Source organism: Streptomyces yangpuensis, from assembly GCF_024666385.1.
Lineage (GTDB): Bacteria > Actinomycetota > Actinomycetes > Streptomycetales > Streptomycetaceae > Streptomyces > Streptomyces yangpuensis.
On the sequence record NZ_CP102514.1, the window covers coordinates 4,194,776 to 4,211,207 of the forward strand.

Below are 16,432 nucleotides of genomic sequence, written 5' to 3' on the forward strand. Positions count from 1 at the left end.
CTGAGTAGCACAGCTTCCCGTGAGACCGGGTCGGCCACACGCAGCTCCCCGGCTTGCAGCAAGAACCCTTCGGGCGTCGACGTGTCAAGTACGCATGGGGGCCCGTGAGGTTCACGCCGTCTCTGGCCGACACGCCTGAGTACGCGCACTCAGGCGTGCAGTTCGACAACATGTGAACCTCATAGGCAGTACGTACGAATTCGGCACGGCTGTGCTGGCGAGGGGTGGACATGCAGGACAGCGATCTGGGGGTTTCGGAGGACGGCCTCACCCGGCTCGCTGACGACCTGGACCAGATGCAAGGCCATCTGGAACGGCAGATCCGCGACATGGACCGGGTGGTCGACAGCATCGCGGCCGGCTGGCCCATCGACCAGGTTTCCTGGGAAGCGGCGGTACGGCACCTGTACGAGGACGGGTGCGCGTTCAATGCCACCGGTCCGCGCAGGCACGAGGACTGGCAGGCCGATGTGCTCGCTGTCATGGAGCGCGCAGTGCCCGACCCGCGTGGCTGGATCGGACTGGACGACACTGCGGGCTACGACTATCTGGCAGAGCGGCCGGCTTTCCCCTTCCGCCCGCCCTTCAAGGCCGATCCCTGCCGCCGGCTCACCCCGGCAGATGTCGGTGAACGACTGTGGGAAATCGACCGCGCGAGCGCCGAGAACCTCCTGCTTGCACTCACCGACTCCGGCTGCACCCTGAGGAACCTCGAACGGTTCACCGAGAGCTTCGACGAGCTGCAGGGCATGGCTCGCACCATCCTTGCCCGCTACGGGGACACGTTCACCTGCTACAGCAATGTCAGCGAAGCGAGACGCGTTGGGACGCTGGACTTCGGGGGCCAACCCATGGGCTGGGTGCCGATGACTTTTTTCGGGGAGGACTGCGGCCTGGTCGTGGTCTCCGACACCGAGGTCGGTCTGTTCTGGGCATTCGGTGACATCTGAGCCCGCGAGGCCCGGTTTGGTTCCGGTCGCGTCCGTCGGGGCGTGGGCGCACCCTGGAGGGAAGGGTGACCCCTGGAGGTGATGCACCATGGCCACGCTCGTCGGGTGGCATGTGGAGCTCGAATTCACCGAGGAGGGCCACCGCACCAGTGCGGCGGCCCTGGTAAGGCTCGGGGACGGCTCCGAGATCAGGGCGCGGGGCTATGCCTTGCGTCACCCCTCCGACCCGGAGCAGATGAGGGTCGGGGAAGAGATCGCGGGTGCTCGCGCGCTCATGGATCTTGCGCAGCAGATGTTGCAGAAGGCCCACTCGGAGATCGACGAGGCGACGGGCCGTCATTCCTACCCGCTCAACCGCTGAGCGGCGGGCGGACCAGCGACCCGCTGAGGGGCTCCTGCCGGAGCCGCTCAGCGGGTCCTGCTGCGGAACAGGACGGCCGCCAGGGCCACGGCCGCGGCCGTGATGCCCGCGCACCAGGCCAGGGCCGTCCAGGGGGCGCTTCCGGCGGGCTGCGCGAGGAGCAGCGCGCGCAGGGACTCGATCACCGGGGTGAGCGGCTGGTGCTCGGCGAAGCCGTGCAGCCAGCCGGGCATGGTCTCGATGGGGACGAAGGCGCTGGACGGGTACGGCAGGAACATCATCAGGAAGGTGAAGCCGCCCGCCGCCTCCGGCGTCTGCGCGAGCAGCCCGAGCGCGGCGGCCAGCCAGGAGATCGCCGTGATGTACGTCAGCAGCAGGCCGGCAGCGGCGAGGAAGGCGGCCGGTCCGGCCTGGGGCCGGAAGCCGATGGCGAGGGCGACGGCGAGGACCAGGGTGGTGGAGAGCAGGTTGCGCAGGACCGAGGCGGTGACGTGTCCCGCCAGGACGGGGATGCCGCCGATGTCGAGGGTGCGGAAGCGGTCGATGACGCCGCTGCGCATGTCGTCGGCGACGCTGACGGCGGTGGAGGCCGCACCGAAGCCGGCACAGAGCAGCATGGCGCCCGGGACCACGTACGTCACGTACTCCGTCCCGGTGTCGATGGCCCCGCCGAAGAAGTAGACGAAGATCAGCATCAGCATCACGGGCAGCATCAGCGCCGTGATCAGCGCGTCGGGCTGCCGGCTGCTGATACGCAGGCTGCGCCCGGCCAGGGTGAGGGCGCTCACGGGCATGGCGGTCATCGGTCGGCTCCCGTCAGGGTGAGGAACACGTCGTCGAGGGTGGCGGTGCGGACGGTGAAGCGGTCCACGCCGGTGCGGTCCGGGTCGAGTTCGTCGAGCAGGGCGCGTACGTGGGCGGCGCTCCCGTCGGTGGTGACGCCGAGGGTGAGGTCGTCCGGGGCGAGGTGGACGGCGCGGGGGGCCAGGGCCTCGTAGGCGGCCTGCGTGGTCAGGGTGAGGTCCAGCCGGTGGCCTGCGACGCGGGCCTTGAGCTCGGCGGGGGTTCCCTCGGCGGCGATGCGTCCGTCGGCGAGGACGACGACGCGGTCGGCGAGCCGGTCGGCCTCCTCCAGGTACTGGGTGGTGAGCAGCACGGTCGTGCCGTCGGCGCGCAGTTCCCGTACGAGTTCCCACAGGTCCTGGCGGCTGCGCGGGTCGAGCCCGGTGGTCGGCTCGTCGAGGAAGATCACTTCGGGCCGGGAGACCAGGCTCGCGGCGAGGTCGAGGCGACGTCGCATGCCGCCCGAATACGTCTTGGCCGTGCGGGCGGCGGCGTCGGTCAGCCCGAAGCGGGCGAGGAGCTCGTCGGCGCGGTCGCGGGCGGCGCGCGGGGAGAGGCCGCAGAGCCGGCCCATCATGCGGAGTGTTTCGGCGCCGGTCTGGAGTTCGTCCACGGCCGCGAACTGTCCGGTGAGGCTGATGCGTTCACGGACGCGCGCCCGGGCGGTGGCGGTGTCGTGGCCGGCGACGCGGGCGGTGCCCGCGTCGGGCGCGGTGAGGGTGGTGAGGATCCGGACGGTGGTGGTCTTCCCGGCGCCGTTGGGGCCGAGGAGGGCGAGGACGCTGCCGCGGGGGACGGCGAGGTCGATGCCGTCGAGGACGCGGACGTCGCCGTAGGACTTGGTCAGTCCGGTGGCGTGGATGCCGAGGGCGGCGGAGGCGTGCGTGGTCATGAGGGGAGGTGCTCCCTTCGCGGGGGCTTCTGCGTATGCCTTACGCTCTTCTGTGTAAGTAATACACAGAACTAGGATGGGGGTCAATCGAGGAGTGGGCGGTCATGGCGGACGAGGACGACGCGGGCGGCGAGGGCAGCGGTACCGGGCTTCCGGCGAGCCTGGAGATGGCCTGGGGGCTTCGCGAACGCCCCGGCAAGGGGCCGCGCCCCACGCTCACGCTGCCGCGCATCGTGGAGACGGCCGTGACGCTGGCCGCCGGTGAGGGGATGGACGCCGTCTCCATGGGCCGGGTGGCCAAGGAACTCGGCGTCTCCACGATGTCCCTCTACCGGTACGTCACGGCGAAGGAGGAGCTCTACATCCTGATGTCGGACGCGGGCGTCGGTGCCCCGCCGGCGCTGCCGCCGGAGGCGGAGGGGTGGGGCTGGCGCGAGCTGGTGACCCAGTGGGCGTACGCGCAGCGGGCCGTGCTGATGGCCAACTCCTGGATCCTGCGCATCCCGATCACCGGGGCACCGGTCAGCCCGAACCAGCTGGCCTGGATGGAACGCGGGCTCGCGGCGCTGGCCGGTACGGGCCTGACCGAGGGCGAGAAGATCTCGACGATCATCCTGATCGGCGGTCTGGTCCGTAACGAGGCGACGATGGCGGCCGACATGATGGACGCCATCGTGAAGTCGGGTGTCTCACCGGACCAGGTCATGGGCCAGTACGTACGCACGCTGCGGCTGATGACCGGCCCGGACACCCACCCGGCGGTGACGCGGCTGCTGGAGTCGGACGCCTTCGCGGGATCGGACGAACCGGACTTCCAGTTCGGCTTCGGCCTCGGCCGCATCCTGGACGGCCTGGCGGCGCTGGTCGAGGGGCGGTCGGAGGCCTAGGCAGGCGGGATGGGCCGGGGTGGGGCGGCGGCTTCGACGGTGCGGGGTGGTGGTGTGGGGGCGGGAGCTGCCCGGGCCTTGGTCAGTGACGCGTATGGGGGTTTTCCGTCAGTCCCATCGTCTCTCCGTGTCGTGCCGGCCCGTCAAGGGCGCTCCTTCGTCGCGTCGCTTCGCGAGGGCCTGCGGCCCCCCTTGACCGACCGTCCCGCCCCGGAAATCCGAAAGACTGCCGGGAAACCCCCAAAGGAACGGGCCGGTCCAAGTTTTCACTGACGGGGCGGTCGGTGCTGCGCGGGCGGAGCCCAGGGCGCCACTGATCGCTACGCGCTCCTGTCGAGAGGCGTCTGCCAGCCTCTTGGGCTGGACATAGGCCGCCACAGATCGCCACGCGCTTCTCGGTCACGCGACTGCGAGCCGTCCGGGGCGTCTCGTTCGGTCAGGAAGGGGTGTGGGGTTCGGCTCAGGCGTCGCTTTCGTCAGGTGGGCGGCAGCAGGTCGCTTTCGCTGACGGTGTAGGTCAGCGGGGGGTAGAGGAAGTCCGTTTCCTGGTTCTCGCGGCGCCGTAGGCGGTAGAACTCGCGGCTCTGTTCGTCGTCGGCCGAGGTGAGACGTGCGCCGTGCGGGAGGTAGGCGTGTCCGTCGCGAAACCGAAGGAAGGTCTTCGACGTCCGGAAGGTCACGCCCAGCCATTGGTTCTCGGCGGTCGGGGCGTCCAGCACGATCTTGTGCTTGAGCCGCCGATTGGAGTCCACGGAGAACGTCACCACGCTGTGGTGGGTGAGGGGGAACTCGAACGTGGCGTCGGACTCCTTCGACTCGAAGACCAGCTTCCTCGGGGGGCTCGCTTCGGGGTGTTGGTAGCAGGAGAAGACGGCGATGAAGGAATCGTCGGCCAGATCCAGGGCCTGGTCGGAATGGCTTCCCATGGTCCGGTAGGCGTTCGTGTAGCTCTCGATGAGAGCGTTGTTGAAGCCGACCGGGAGGGCCGCACGTTCCTGGATCTGTTGCGCCAGCCATTCGTGCACCGCGCGGAAGCGCTGGGTCGGATTGTTGTATCGCGTGGTGGTGCGTACGAGGGGCGTACCGCGCTCGTCGATGCGGGTGAGGGTGGCGCCCCGGCGGCCCTTTCCTACGTCTTCCCAGTGGACCGATGCGGACAGCTGCGCAAAGAGGTTCTGCTCGATCGGCAGAACGTACGACGAGATCTCAGGCTCGGGGGGCAACGTAGTCTCCCGAGTTCATGCTGAAGAGGAACCGGTCGCCGTAGTCGATGAAGGACGAAGTCCTGTTCTCCTCGGCGTACAGCCTGCGCAGCTCGTCCATGCCCTCCTGTGTGGGCGGCCCCAGCTCCACGAGATCATCGGCCGTTTTGAGGAAGGTCTGTCCGTTCCGGTGGACCGCTTCGGAGCTGGAACAGCGCACCACGTATCCCAGTCGGGTCGGGAGCGCCTCGGCGTTCAGCGTCGAGGGTCGGATCTCGTGCGTGTACAGGCGGTTGGTGGACAGCGGCATGAAGAAGACGGAGCCGGGATAGAGGGTCAGAGAGAACTGCGAGGGGAGCCCGTCGACCTCCTCCTTGAGGCGGAAGTGGAGCCGGGTCAGACCGCTCGCGCGCTTCAGGCCGTGGTCGAAGGCGTCCTCCGCCATCGGCTGCAGTTTGTCGAGCCCGTCGTAGAAGGTGCAGAAGGCCATGATGCCGTTGCCGGGCATGTCCTTCGTCTTGTCGGCATGGGCCGATATCTTCGCCTTGGACTGCTTGCGCTCCGCCGTGGCCAGCGTGTTGTGGTAGATCTGCGCGAGAACGTGATTCAGCGGCGCATGATTCCGGAAGACGGAGGCGGCCTCGCGGTTCAGCGCATCGACGATCTCCGTGTCCGTGGCCCGAAACCCCTCGGTCGGTCCTGAGAGATTCGTCGAGCACCGGAGCAGCCGGAAATGCAGTGCGTCACCGTCCTGTGTGACGGGCGTCAGATAGATACCACTTCGATGGGCCGTCCCGGGCTTCGTGGACTCCGTCAGTGACTGGAAGGCGTGCTCCGCCCGGATCCGTCCGAAGTGACCCGCGTCGAGGTCGAAGAACCGGCGGTAGTACACGCCGGCGCCGTGCACTCGCACGGGAACTCGCCCGCCATCGACGACGGTCCACGGCCCGTCCCCCTCGGACAGCTCGCGTATGACGAATACCCGCGCCGCGGACTCCAGTTGGCGGCCGTCGATCCCGGACACGTCGCCGCACAGGTAGACGGTCCTGCCCGCGAGGTCGGCGGAGGCCAGTTCCTCAGGTGTGATCGTGGCCCCGAAGAAGTCCCTGATCAGGTCGTGGTCTCGCAGCGTCGAAGGCGCAACCAGGATGTTGCCCGCCTCGTCGATGCAGGCTTCGGTCGGGTACATCAGACGGCACCTGCCCTTCGCAGAAATGGGTCGTTACCAGAAACATCGTGCCTCAATCGGCCCCGGACGGACCGCAGTCGCGCGATCGAGAAGCGCGTAGCGATCTGGGGCGGCCTATGTCCAGCCCCCCGGGGCTCGCAGACGCCTTCCGGCAGGAGCGCGTAGCGATCTGGGGCGCACCCGGGCTTCGCCCGGGCAGGGCACCGCCCCGTAAGTGCCCTGCTCCCCCGGCCCGTTCCTTTGGGGGTTTCCCGGCAGCCTTTCGGATTTCCGGGGCGGGACGGTCGGTCAAGGGGGGCCGAAGGCCCTCGCGAAGCGACGCGACGAAGGGGAGCGCCCTTGACGGACCGGCACGAACAGGAGAGACGATGGGACTGACGGGAAACACCCATACGCGTCACTGACCAAGGCCCGGGCAGCTCCCGCCCCCGTGCCGCGGGCTGTCGAGCGAGCCAGGCCGTCAGTGCCGCCCAGCTCGCCGGGGCAAGCGCCAGGACCGGGCAAAAATCGTTTGGTGCGAGTTCCGGATCGGATGCCGATGACGATTTCCCTGAATAGGCTTTCATGGAATTCGTATGCGGAAATGAATTCCAGGCCCAAGAGATTCGTTTCTCCGTAAATGGTAGCCCAAGTGGCCTCGGGAATGCCGACACGGCAACGTGGCGCGCCTGAATTCCCGGTGGTCGGTGAGAGTATTCCCTTGCTCGGATCGCGAACCCCGTGGTGGGTCGACCGCGCAGGGGTTCACGCCATCTTCACTCCAGAAAGAAGGCTGCCATGGCCATCCCCGTCCCCAACGACGTGACGACGTTCCAGAACAACTGGCGCTTCTGCAACCATTGTTACACCCTGTGGTGGAACGGCCGTCCCGACAACGGCGCCTGTCCCTCGGGTAACTCCCCGGACGGGCAGCACCACGGTCAGGGGAGCTGGGACTTCTACCTCCCGGCCGATCCCAGCGGGGCCATCTAGGAATCCGGGGAATTCCGAGGTCATCCGGGGTTGATTGAGCGAATACCCCCCGACTGTCGAAATCAGTCGGGGGGTATTCGCGTACGGGGGCCTTTCGCCGGTTGCTGCCGCAGGGGGCGCGGCGGCAGCAGGCAGGCGGAAGGGGTCGGAGGAAGTGTCCTGTTCGGTCAGGCGGGCTGTTCCGGCGCGGTCGCCTTGATCACCGAGAAGACACCGCCCTGGGGGTCGGCGAGGACGGCCATGCGGCCCGCCACCATGTCGAAGGCCGGGGCCATGACGCTGCCTCCGGCGCGCTCCGCGGCGGCCTGGATCTCGTCGACGTCGTCGACGTGGAAGTACGGCATCCAGTGCGGCGGCACGCCGTCCGGCAGCTTGGCGAGGTCCATCATCCCGCCGACGGCGCGGTCGCCGACCTTGAACTCGGTGTACTCGCCGGCGTCCGGCATCTGGGACTTGGCCGTGGTGACGGGGAGGATCGAGGTGTAGAAGGCGGCCGCAGCGGGGACGTCGCCGGTGTTCAGCTCGTTCCAGATCAGGGCGCCGTGCTCGTTGACGATGCCCGCGCCGTCGAAGGTGCCGGCCTGCCACAGGCCGACGGCGGCGCCCGTCGGGTCGGTGATCACGGCCATCCGGCCGAGGTCCATGACGTCCATCGCGCCCATCATGACCGAACCGCCCGCGTCGGTGACCGACTTGAGGGTGGAGTCGATGGAATCGGTGGCCAGGTACGTGGTCCACGCGGTCGGCGGCATCGGGTCGGGCGCGGTGCCGTCCGGGTTGGACGCCTTCATGATGCCGGCGACGGGCTTGCCCTTGAGGAGGCAGACCGAGTAGCCGCCCTGCTCGGCCGGTCCGACCTCGCCCTGCCAGCCGAAGAGGTCGCAGTAGAAGTCGAGGGCCGCCTGCTGGTCGGGAGTCGTCAGGTCGATCCAGCACGGGGTGCCGGGCTTGTAGGGGCCGTTCATGTCGGGCACGGATGCCTCCGCTGGTGGATGGGGGAAGGACGCGCCGTCCCCTACCCGGCCCGCATACCCCGAATCGGCCCATTCGGGTGACCGCCGAACCCTGGAGTGGGCGGAGCGGCGATGCGACCTGGAGGCGGCCATGTCCAGAACGGTGATCGACCTGGACGACGACGCGCTCGCCGAAGCCGCGCAGCTCCTGGGCACCACGACGAAGAAGGACACCGTCAACGCGGCGCTGCGGGAGATCGCGGACCGCAGGCGACGGGCGGCGGCCATCGAGCGGATGCGGCAGATGGTCGACGAGGGCGAGATGGACTTCAGGACGATCGGGCACGGCGACGCCGACGCCGACGGTCTGGCCGACGACAAGGGGCAGTCGGCCACGTGAGCGAGGACTTCCTCATCGACACGAGCGCGCTCGTGCGGTTCTACCGGCGCCAGACCGGATCCGAGTGGGACCAACTGGTCGAGTCGGGCCGGGTGGGGCTGTGCGAGCCGGTCCGGCAGGAGTTCCTGCGAGCGGTCGGAGGCCGGCCCGCCTACTATGAAGCCGACGGCCTCCTCCGGGCGGTGTTCCCCTACCGGACCGCACGCGACGCGGTGTGGACCGGGACGGAAGCCCTCCAGCGGCAGTTGGCGGACGCCGGTGCGCACCAGTGCGCGAGCCCCGTGGACCTGCTCGTGGCCGTCATCGCGCAGCAGCACGGGCTGACGGTCCTCCACCAGGACGCCGACTTCGAGACGATTGCCAAGGTCACGGGGCAGCCGGTACGGCGCATCCTCGGCTGACGGGAACGCGACGGCCCCCGGCGTATCCGCCGGGGGCCGTCGCGTGGATCAGGGGATGGGGTCAGAGCTTCTCGGGCGTCCGGATGCCCAGGAGGGACATGCCCTTCGAGAGGGTGCGGGCCGTCAGCTCGCACAGGAACAGGCGGTTCTCCACCTGCTCCGGCGTGTCCGCCTTGAGCACCGGGCACTCCGAGTAGAACGACGTGTACAGCGACGCCAGCTGGTAGAGGTACGCCGCCAGCTTGTGCGGGGCGTGCTCCGCGGCCGCCTCCGCGATCAGCTCGCCGAAGCCGTCCAGGTGCAGGCCCAGCGCACGCTCGGTCGGCGCGAGCGCCACCTCCGGGTGTGCGGCCGGCCTGGCGGCGCCCGCCTTGCGCAGGATCGACTGGATACGGGCGTACGCGTACTGGAGGTACACGGACGTGTCGCCGTTCAGGGAGACCATCTGGTCCAGGTCGAACTTGTAGTCCCGGGCGGCGGACGTCGACAGGTCGGCGTACTTCACCGCGCCGATGCCGACCTGGGCACCCCGTTCGGCGATCTCGGCCTCCGTCAGGTCCTGGGCCTTCTCGCGGACCACGGCCGAGGCGCGCTCGATCGCCTCGTCCAGCAGGTCCACCAGCCGGACCGTCTCGCCCTCACGGGTCTTGAACGGCTTGCCGTCCTTGCCGAGGACGGTGCCGAAGGCCAGCTGGACGGCCTTGACGTCGTCGTTCAGCCAGCCCGCCCGGCGCGCCGTCTCGAAGACCATCTTGAAGTGCAGCGACTGCCGTGCGTCGACCACGTAGATCAGCTCGGTGGCGCCGAGGTTGGTCACGCGGTCACGGATCGCCGACAGGTCGGTGGCCGCGTAGCCGAAGCCGCCGTCCGACTTCTGCACGATCAGCGGGGTCGGGTTGCCGTCCGGGCCCTTGACGTCCTCGAAGAACACGCACAGCGCGCCGTTGGAGCGGACCGCGACGCCCGACTCCTCCAGCAGCTTGCACGTCTCGACCAGCATGTCGTTGTAGCCGGACTCACCGACGACGTCCGGGTCCTGGATGTCCATGTCCAGCTTGTTGAAGACGGAGTAGAAGTAGATCTTCGACTCGTCCACGAACCGCTGCCACAGGGCCAGCGTCTCCGGCTCGCCCGCCTGCAGGTCCACCACCCGCGCCCGGGCCCGCGTCTTGAACTCCTCGTCGGAGTCGAAGAGGGCGCGCGAGGCCTTGTAGAGGCGGTTCAGGTTGGACATGGCCTCCTCGCCGGAGGCCTGCTCGTCGCCGTCGCCGGACTTGTGGTCCAGCTCGTGCGGGTGCTCCAGCAGGTACTGGATGAGCATGCCGAACTGGGTGCCCCAGTCGCCGATGTGGTGACGCCGGACCACCTTCTCGCCCGTGAACTCCAGGATCTCCACCATCGCCGCGCCGATCACGGCGGACCGCAGGTGGCCGACGTGCATCTCCTTGGCGACGTTCGGCTGCGCGTAGTCGATCACCGTCGTGCCGGCGGCCGGGTTCAGCGGGACACCGAGCCGGTCGTCCGCCGCGCGGGCCGCCAGCGTGGAGATGATCGCCGCGTCCGCGACGGTGATGTTCAGGAAGCCGGGGCCCGAGACCTCGATCTCCTTGATCAGGTCACCGGTCGGGATGCCCTCGACCACGGTCGTGGCCAGCTCGCGCGGGTTGGCCTTGGCCTTCTTCGCGAGCGCCAGGATGCCGTTGGCCTGGAAGTCGGCCCGGTCGCTTCGTCGCAGCAGCGGGTCGGCGCCACCGGCCTCCGGCAGCGCGGAGGCGAGGGCGTCGGCGACGCGCTGGTTGACGGACGAAGCGAGCGAAGGGACCGAGGCCATGAGCTGCCGTTCCTGTGAGGTTCTGTACCGGGGGTCGTGCTGGGGTCGTGCGGGGGTCGTGCCCGGGTCGGACTTGGCTCTTCCGACAAGTGCCGAGTATCCCACGCGGCCGCCATCCGTTTCTCGGGATATCACTGGGTGGAAGCAACCCCGGAGTGGCCCGTTCCGTCTGGGAGAATGGCCGTAGCCAGCATTCGAGATAGAAGGACGTGTCGTGGCTCAGAGCGCGCAGAGCAGCACCGAGACCGACTGGGTCTCCCGTTTCGCGGACGAGGTCATCGCCGAGGCGGAGCGCCGAGCCCCGGGCAAAGCAGTCGTCGTCGCGTCCGGACTCTCCCCCTCCGGCCCGGTCCACCTGGGCAACCTCCGCGAGGTCATGACCCCGCACCTGGTCGCCGACGAGATCCGCCGCCGCGGCCACGAGGTCCGCCACCTCATCTCCTGGGACGACTACGACCGCTTCCGCAAGGTCCCCAAGGGCATCCCCGGCGTCACCGAGGAGTCGCACGCCCAGCACATCGGGCGCCCGCTGACCGCCGTCCCCGCCCCCGAGGGCTCCGCGTACCCGAACTGGGCCGAGCACTTCAAGGCCGCCATGGCCGAGTCCCTGGCCGAGCTCGGCGTCGAGTACGACCCGATCAGCCAGACCGAGCAGTACACCACCGGTGTCTACCGCGAGCAGATCCTGCACGCGATGAAGCACCGCGGCGACATCGACGCCGTCCTCGCCCAGTACCGCACCAAGGTCAAGCCCGGCGGCAAGAAGCCCCAGCAGAAGCAGGTCGACGAGGCCGAGCTGGAGGCCGCCGAGGGCTCCGGCGCCGCCGCCGAGGACGACGGCAGCGCCGGCGAGGGCGGCTACTTCCCCTACAAGCCGTACTGCGGCCGGTGCGGCAAGGACTTCACCAAGGTCACCTCGTACGACGACGACACCACCGAGCTGACCTACGTCTGCACCGAGGACGAGTTCACCGAGACGGTCAAGCTCAGCGAGTTCAACCGCGGCAAGCTCGTCTGGAAGGTCGACTGGCCGATGCGCTGGGCGTTCGAGGGCGTGATCTTCGAGCCCTCCGGCGTCGACCACTCCTCGCCCGGCTCCTCCTTCCAGGTCGGCGGCCAGATCGTCCACATCTTCGGCGGCGAGCAGCCCATCGGCCCGATGTACGCCTTCGTCGGCATCAGCGGCATGGCCAAGATGTCCTCCAGCAAGGGCGGGGTCTTCACCCCCGGCGACGCCCTGCAGATCATGGAGCCGCAGCTCCTGCGCTGGCTCTACGCCCGCCGCCGCCCCAACCAGTCCTTCAAGATCGCCTTCGACCAGGAGATCCAGCGCCTCTACGACGAGTGGGACAAGCTGGAGGGCAAGGTCGCGGACGGCAGCGTGCTGCCCGCCGACGCCGCCGCCCACGCCCGCGCCGTACGCGTCGCCTCCCACGAGCTGCCGCGCACCCCGCGCCCGATGCCCTACCGCACCCTCGCGTCGGTCGTCGACATCACCGCCGGGCACGACGAGCAGACCCTGCGCATCCTCTCCGACCTGGAGCCGGACAAGCCGCTCACCTCCCTCGACGAGGTACGGCCGCGCCTGGACCGCGCCGAGAACTGGATCACCACCCAGGTCCCGGCCGACCAGCGCACCCTCGTACGCGAGGACGCCGACACCGAGCTGCTGTCCTCCCTGGACGACGAGGGCCGTGAATCCCTGCGCCTGCTCCTGGACGGCCTCGACTCGCACTGGTCGCTCGACGGGCTCACCACGCTCGTCTACGGCGTCCCGAAGGTCATGGCCGGCCTGGAGCCCGACGCCAAGCCCACCCCCGAACTCAAGGTCGCGCAGCGCACCTTCTTCGCCCTGCTCTACCGGCTCCTCGTGACCCGGGAGACCGGGCCGCGCCTGCCCACGCTGCTGCTGGCGGTGGGTGCGGACCGCGTGCGCAAGCTGCTCGCCGTCTGAGGCCCCGCCACGGGCCGAGCCCGGGCACGCCGTATGCGGAAGGCCCGCACCCCTCGGGGTGCGGGCCTTCCGCATGGAGATACCTGCCTGCCTGTCCTGTCTGCCTGCCGCTACGCCGGCTCGGCCTCCCGGTCCTTGTGGTGCTGCTGCCGGAACGACGCGATCATCCGCCGCAGGAGCGAACCACTGCGCGGGTGCGTCACGCCATAACGGTCCGCCAGCACTATGTCGAGGGCCTCGGCGGTCGGGTAGTCCTGCGTCTCCTCGGCCAGCGCACAGAACACCTTGTAGGCGATCTGCGCGAACTCGACCTCGTCCGGGGACTCCACCTCCGGCACCTGCTCCGGGAGGTACCCGTCCGGAGCCGCCTCGTGACGCGGCTCCGGAACCGGGAGCTGCTGCGCCCGCTGGTCGTCCGGGCCCATCGGGGGCAGGACCGGAGTCGGCTCCAGCCCCTCGACGTACTGCGGGTTGTAGCCGCCCTCGTACGCCGCCTGCGGAGCCTTCGGCGCGGCGAACCAGGCGCTGTTGTGCGCCGCGGGCATCGCCGTCGGGTCCACCGCGAACGCCGGCGCGGTGTGGGCGACCGCGGCCGCCTGCCCGACCTGCTGGCCCTGCCCGACCTGCTGGCCCTGCGCGACCTGCTGAAGCGGCTGGCCGGGCTGCGGCTGCGGCTGCGGGAACTGCTGGGCCTGGACGGGCTGCGCACCCAGCGCATCCTGCACGCCCTGGCCGTCCCACTCCGGGCCGCCCGCCGCCGAGGCCTCCAGGGCCGGAGCCGCACCCGCACCCGCGAGCTGCTGCTCCAGCGGCGGCAGCACCGCCGGGTCGATCCCGGTCGCCGCCAGCGCGTCCGGCGCCGTCTGCGACAGCGGGACACCGATCCGGGCCAGCTTCAGCGGCATCAGAGCCTCGACCGGCGCCTTCTGCCGCCAGAAACGCCCGTACCGGGCCTGCAGCCGCGCCTGGTAGATCAGCCGGTCCTGCTCCATGCCGATCGCCTGCTCGTAGGAGCGCAGCTCCCACAGCTTCATCCGGCGCCACAGCTTGAACGTGGGCAGCGGCGACAGCAGCCACCGGGTGATGCGCACGCCCTCCATGTGCCGGTCCGCCGTGATGTCCGCGATCCGGCCCACCGCGTGCCGGGCGGCCTCCACCGTGACCACGAACAGGATCGGGATCACGGCGTGCATGCCCACACCCAGCGGATCCGGCCACGACGCCGCACCGTTGAACGCGATCGTCGCCGCCGTCAGCAGCCACGCCGTCTGGCGCAGCAAGGGGAAGGGGATCCGGAGCCAGGTCAGCAGCAGGTCCAGCGCCAGAAGGACGCAGATACCGGCGTCGATGCCTATCGGGAACACCAGGGAGAAGCTGCCGAAGCCCTTCTTCTCCGCCAGCTCGCGCACGGCGGCGTACGAGCCCGCGAAGCCGATGCCCGCGATCACGACGGCTCCGGCGACCACGACACCGATGAGTATTCGGTGCGTACGAGTCAGCTGCATCGCGGCCACCCGCGATCCCCTCCCCTTGTCGAGCACAAACCGAGCGCTGAGCGACGAGCGCCGAGCGCGCTGCGCGCCGAGCGCTTACCGAGCCTTTACGGTGCTGCGGCAGGCACAGCGTACGGGTGACTGGAACTCAGCGCTCCAGGAGGCCCCGACCCGGTGCCGCTCCTACTGGGGCTGGGGGGACTGCGGCTGCTCCGCCGGCTTGTTGGCACCCGCCACCGAGCCCACGGCCTCCTTCGCCGCGGCGAGCGCGTCCTGCAGCAGCTTCCCGTGGTCCGGGGCGCCGGCGCCCTCGTAGGCGGCACCGTTGTAGTCGAGCGTGATCACGACGTTCTGGGTGCGCGCCACGATCGTCGTGTTGAAGAAGTCGACGTCCTTCTTCACCGAGTAGGCGATCGAGGTGCCCTGGTCGCCCAGGCCCTCGGCGGGCTCGGCCTTCACGTTCTGCGCGCCCTCGGTGGCCTTCGCGCCCTCGACCTGCTTGCCGTACTGCTCCTCGGCCCGCTTGTTCGCGCCGCCGAGCGAGGCGTGCGAGTCGGTGCGGAAGAACGAGAGGGAGAGCCAGCGGTACTGCGAGCCCTTCAGGCCGTCCTCGTCCAGGCCGTTCCAGGAGCAGCTGGCGCGGCTGGCCAGGTCGTTCGACTTGGTCGCCGTGCCGTTCTTGTCCTTCGCCTCCGGGACGAGGCTGTCTATCGTGCCGCCCTGGATCGCCTTGCAGGGATCCGGGAGGGTGGCGAAGGCCGCCTTCTCCAGCTCCGGCTTGGACTTCTTCTCGCCGGGCTTCGCGGAAGCGGACGAACCGGACTTCTTGTCGCCCTTGGCGGCCGACTCCTTGCCCGAGTCGGAGGAACACCCGGCCACGGTGAGGATCACCGGGACGGCTGCGCAGGCGAGAACGCGGGTGAGGCGCGAGGCTGATCGGTGCATGGTTCCTTCAGTGCTTCGGGGGGCTTCTTCGGACGCGGGACCCGGGCAACGGTAGCCCGATCGGGTGGTCGACTGCTGTGCGCGCCGTCACGCCCGGGCGTGGCGCGCACGGCTCACTCGTTGAACCGTTCGGCGAGAGCCTGCGCCAACTGCCGTGCTTTTTCCTGGGTTTCGCCGCTGGGGGGGACCGTGCCGGGCAGGGTCGGCTGCACGCTGTACTCGACCTTGACGATGACATTCGAGGTACGGAACACAATCCGCACGGTGCGGGACTGCGCGGCCGTCGCCCCGGCCGGGCTCAGCTTGTCGTCCAGGAACGCCTCGGTGCCGAGCCCTTCGAGGACGCGGGAACCGAGTTCGGGCTGGGGGGACGGGCTCGCGCCGGGGGTGGGCGTCCCGGAGGCCGCCGATGCTCCGGGCGCGGGCGAACCGGGTGCGGGCGAACCGGCCGCGGGTGCCCCGGCCGACGGCGCGCCGCTCGCGGGCGGTGCGGCGGGCGGGGGCGCGGAGGCGACGGGGTTGCCGGGGGCGGGGGGCGCGGGGTTGGCCGGGTTGGCGGCGCCCGGGCTGGGCGGCGTGGCCGGGCCGGGGAAGGGGAGGTGCGCGTCGGTGAGCAGGCGTACGTAGACCTGCTTCGCCTTGTCGTCGTCGCTGGCGGCGCCGCGGTCGTAGGAGACGACGCGCTCGAAGCCGACCGACAGCAGCCGGGTCTCCTCCGGGGTCTGCGCGGTCCAGCGGCAGCCGACGTGCCGGTCGCCGTCGTACGAGCTGTCGGCGACGCCCGCGTACAACTGGTCGCGCTGTTCGGGGGTGAGGCTGTCCGGGGCGGGCAGCATGGCCTTCAGCTTCTTGCTGTCGGCGGCCGCCCGGCAGGGTGCGGGCAGGCTGCGGTACTTGCCCGGCTGGGCGGGCGCGGCGGAGCTGCCGCCGGCCTTCGAGTCGCTGGTGCTGCCCCCGGTGCTCCCGCCGGTGCACCCGGTCAGGCCGGCCGAACCGGCCGCGAGCGCGGTGAGCATCGCGATGCCGGGCAGGACTCGCCGTACCGCTTTGCGCTGCACGTCCACTGGCTCCCTTCGACCCGCGGACCCCCGCCGGTCAGGAAAATGCGTTGCCGCGACTTGAGTGCGGCTGGACACAATGTCTATCGCACACGCTGGTG

At 69.8% G+C, this 16,432-nt stretch carries 16 protein-coding genes; 7 read left to right on the forward strand and 9 right to left on the reverse strand.

Annotated elements, in window-relative coordinates:
* Positions 1–230: 230 nt before the first annotated feature.
* Both NRK68_RS19190 and NRK68_RS19195 read left to right on the forward strand, forming a co-directional pair.
* Positions 231–950, forward strand: a complete 720-nt coding sequence (locus NRK68_RS19190; protein ID WP_257856304.1) for a hypothetical protein — start codon at positions 231–233, stop codon at positions 948–950.
* Between the two features lie 88 nt (positions 951–1,038).
* Positions 1,039–1,311, forward strand: a complete 273-nt coding sequence (locus NRK68_RS19195; protein WP_030027023.1) for a DUF1876 domain-containing protein — start codon at positions 1,039–1,041, stop codon at positions 1,309–1,311.
* A gap of 47 nt (positions 1,312–1,358) precedes the next feature.
* On the opposite strand, the gene NRK68_RS19200 is transcribed toward NRK68_RS19195, so the two are convergent.
* On the reverse strand, positions 1,359–2,105 hold the full coding sequence (locus tag NRK68_RS19200; RefSeq protein ID WP_183067123.1) for an ABC transporter permease: 747 nt from the start codon (positions 2,103–2,105) through the stop codon (positions 1,359–1,361).
* Positions 2,106–2,110: 5 nt separating this feature from the next.
* Positions 2,111–3,046 carry an ABC transporter ATP-binding protein gene (locus NRK68_RS19205; protein ID WP_257856305.1) on the reverse strand — a complete coding sequence of 312 codons (936 nt, stop codon included), beginning with the start codon at positions 3,044–3,046 and terminating at the stop codon, positions 2,111–2,113.
* A gap of 104 nt (positions 3,047–3,150) precedes the next feature.
* Between NRK68_RS19205 and NRK68_RS19210 the strand changes: the two genes are divergently transcribed.
* On the forward strand, positions 3,151–3,933 hold the full coding sequence (locus NRK68_RS19210) for a TetR/AcrR family transcriptional regulator (protein ID WP_183067071.1): 783 nt from the start codon (positions 3,151–3,153) through the stop codon (positions 3,931–3,933).
* A 476-nt stretch (positions 3,934–4,409) separates the two neighbouring features.
* Here NRK68_RS19210 and NRK68_RS19215 read toward each other — a convergent pair whose 3' ends face one another.
* Complete coding sequence (locus NRK68_RS19215) at positions 4,410–5,156, reverse strand: hypothetical protein (protein ID WP_257856306.1); 747 nt, start codon at positions 5,154–5,156, stop codon at positions 4,410–4,412.
* Positions 5,140–6,324, reverse strand: a complete 1,185-nt coding sequence (locus tag NRK68_RS19220) for a hypothetical protein (RefSeq protein WP_257856307.1) — start codon at positions 6,322–6,324, stop codon at positions 5,140–5,142. Before NRK68_RS19220 ends, NRK68_RS19215 begins: the two co-directional genes overlap by 17 nt.
* Before the next feature lie 777 nt (positions 6,325–7,101).
* Between NRK68_RS19220 and NRK68_RS19225 the strand changes: the two genes are divergently transcribed.
* Positions 7,102–7,296, forward strand: a complete 195-nt coding sequence (locus tag NRK68_RS19225; protein WP_060180855.1) for a hypothetical protein — start codon at positions 7,102–7,104, stop codon at positions 7,294–7,296.
* A 167-nt stretch (positions 7,297–7,463) separates the two neighbouring features.
* On the opposite strand, the gene NRK68_RS19230 is transcribed toward NRK68_RS19225, so the two are convergent.
* The gene (locus NRK68_RS19230; protein WP_183067122.1) at positions 7,464–8,261 is read right to left on the reverse strand and encodes a VOC family protein; all 798 of its coding nucleotides are present in this window, start codon (positions 8,259–8,261) and stop codon (positions 7,464–7,466) included.
* Between the two features lie 139 nt (positions 8,262–8,400).
* Here NRK68_RS19230 and NRK68_RS19235 point away from each other — a divergent pair, with 139 nt between their 5' ends.
* Positions 8,401–8,649 carry a type II toxin-antitoxin system VapB family antitoxin gene (locus tag NRK68_RS19235; protein WP_183067068.1) on the forward strand — a complete coding sequence of 83 codons (249 nt, stop codon included), beginning with the start codon at positions 8,401–8,403 and terminating at the stop codon, positions 8,647–8,649.
* Entirely contained in the window at positions 8,646–9,050 is a 405-nt protein-coding gene (locus NRK68_RS19240) for a PIN domain nuclease (RefSeq protein ID WP_257856308.1), read from the forward strand. The genes NRK68_RS19235 and NRK68_RS19240 overlap by 4 nt, the downstream gene beginning before the upstream one ends.
* A 61-nt stretch (positions 9,051–9,111) precedes the next feature.
* Here the strand turns inward: NRK68_RS19240 and argS are convergent, their stop codons facing one another.
* Complete coding sequence (gene argS / locus NRK68_RS19245; protein ID WP_183067066.1) at positions 9,112–10,881, reverse strand: arginine--tRNA ligase; 1,770 nt, start codon at positions 10,879–10,881, stop codon at positions 9,112–9,114.
* A 214-nt stretch (positions 10,882–11,095) separates the two neighbouring features.
* Between argS and lysS the strand changes: the two genes are divergently transcribed.
* Complete coding sequence (lysS, locus tag NRK68_RS19250) at positions 11,096–12,835, forward strand: lysine--tRNA ligase (protein WP_257856309.1); 1,740 nt, start codon at positions 11,096–11,098, stop codon at positions 12,833–12,835.
* Between the two features lie 110 nt (positions 12,836–12,945).
* Here lysS and NRK68_RS19255 read toward each other — a convergent pair whose 3' ends face one another.
* The 3 genes from NRK68_RS19255 to NRK68_RS19265 form a co-directional block, all read right to left on the reverse strand.
* Complete coding sequence (locus tag NRK68_RS19255; protein WP_183067064.1) at positions 12,946–14,349, reverse strand: DUF2637 domain-containing protein; 1,404 nt, start codon at positions 14,347–14,349, stop codon at positions 12,946–12,948.
* A 162-nt stretch (positions 14,350–14,511) separates the two neighbouring features.
* Positions 14,512–15,273, reverse strand: coding sequence for a DUF3558 domain-containing protein (locus tag NRK68_RS19260; RefSeq protein ID WP_183067063.1), 762 nt, complete (start codon positions 15,271–15,273; stop codon positions 14,512–14,514).
* Between the two features lie 113 nt (positions 15,274–15,386).
* The gene (locus tag NRK68_RS19265) at positions 15,387–16,331 is read right to left on the reverse strand and encodes a DUF3558 domain-containing protein (protein ID WP_183067062.1); all 945 of its coding nucleotides are present in this window, start codon (positions 16,329–16,331) and stop codon (positions 15,387–15,389) included.
* Positions 16,332–16,432: the final 101 nt, after the last annotated feature.

Excerpts from the sequence above, each read along its gene's own strand:
- NRK68_RS19190 (WP_257856304.1), top strand. The coding sequence starts at position 231 with ATGCAGGACAGCGATCTGGGGGTTTCGGAGGACGGCCTCACCCGGCTC.
- argS (WP_183067066.1), bottom strand. The coding sequence starts at position 10,881 with ATGGCCTCGGTCCCTTCGCTCGCTTCGTCCGTCAACCAGCGCGTCGCC.
- NRK68_RS19225 (WP_060180855.1), top strand. The coding sequence starts at position 7,102 with ATGGCCATCCCCGTCCCCAACGACGTGACGACGTTCCAGAACAACTGG.
- NRK68_RS19210 (WP_183067071.1), top strand. The coding sequence starts at position 3,151 with ATGGCGGACGAGGACGACGCGGGCGGCGAGGGCAGCGGTACCGGGCTT.
- NRK68_RS19235 (WP_183067068.1), top strand. The coding sequence starts at position 8,401 with ATGTCCAGAACGGTGATCGACCTGGACGACGACGCGCTCGCCGAAGCC.
- NRK68_RS19205 (WP_257856305.1), bottom strand. The coding sequence starts at position 3,046 with ATGACCACGCACGCCTCCGCCGCCCTCGGCATCCACGCCACCGGACTG.
- NRK68_RS19220 (WP_257856307.1), bottom strand. The coding sequence starts at position 6,324 with ATGTACCCGACCGAAGCCTGCATCGACGAGGCGGGCAACATCCTGGTT.
- NRK68_RS19230 (WP_183067122.1), bottom strand. The coding sequence starts at position 8,261 with ATGAACGGCCCCTACAAGCCCGGCACCCCGTGCTGGATCGACCTGACG.
- NRK68_RS19195 (WP_030027023.1), top strand. The coding sequence starts at position 1,039 with ATGGCCACGCTCGTCGGGTGGCATGTGGAGCTCGAATTCACCGAGGAG.
- NRK68_RS19200 (WP_183067123.1), bottom strand. The coding sequence starts at position 2,105 with ATGCCCGTGAGCGCCCTCACCCTGGCCGGGCGCAGCCTGCGTATCAGC.
- NRK68_RS19260 (WP_183067063.1), bottom strand. The coding sequence starts at position 15,273 with ATGCACCGATCAGCCTCGCGCCTCACCCGCGTTCTCGCCTGCGCAGCC.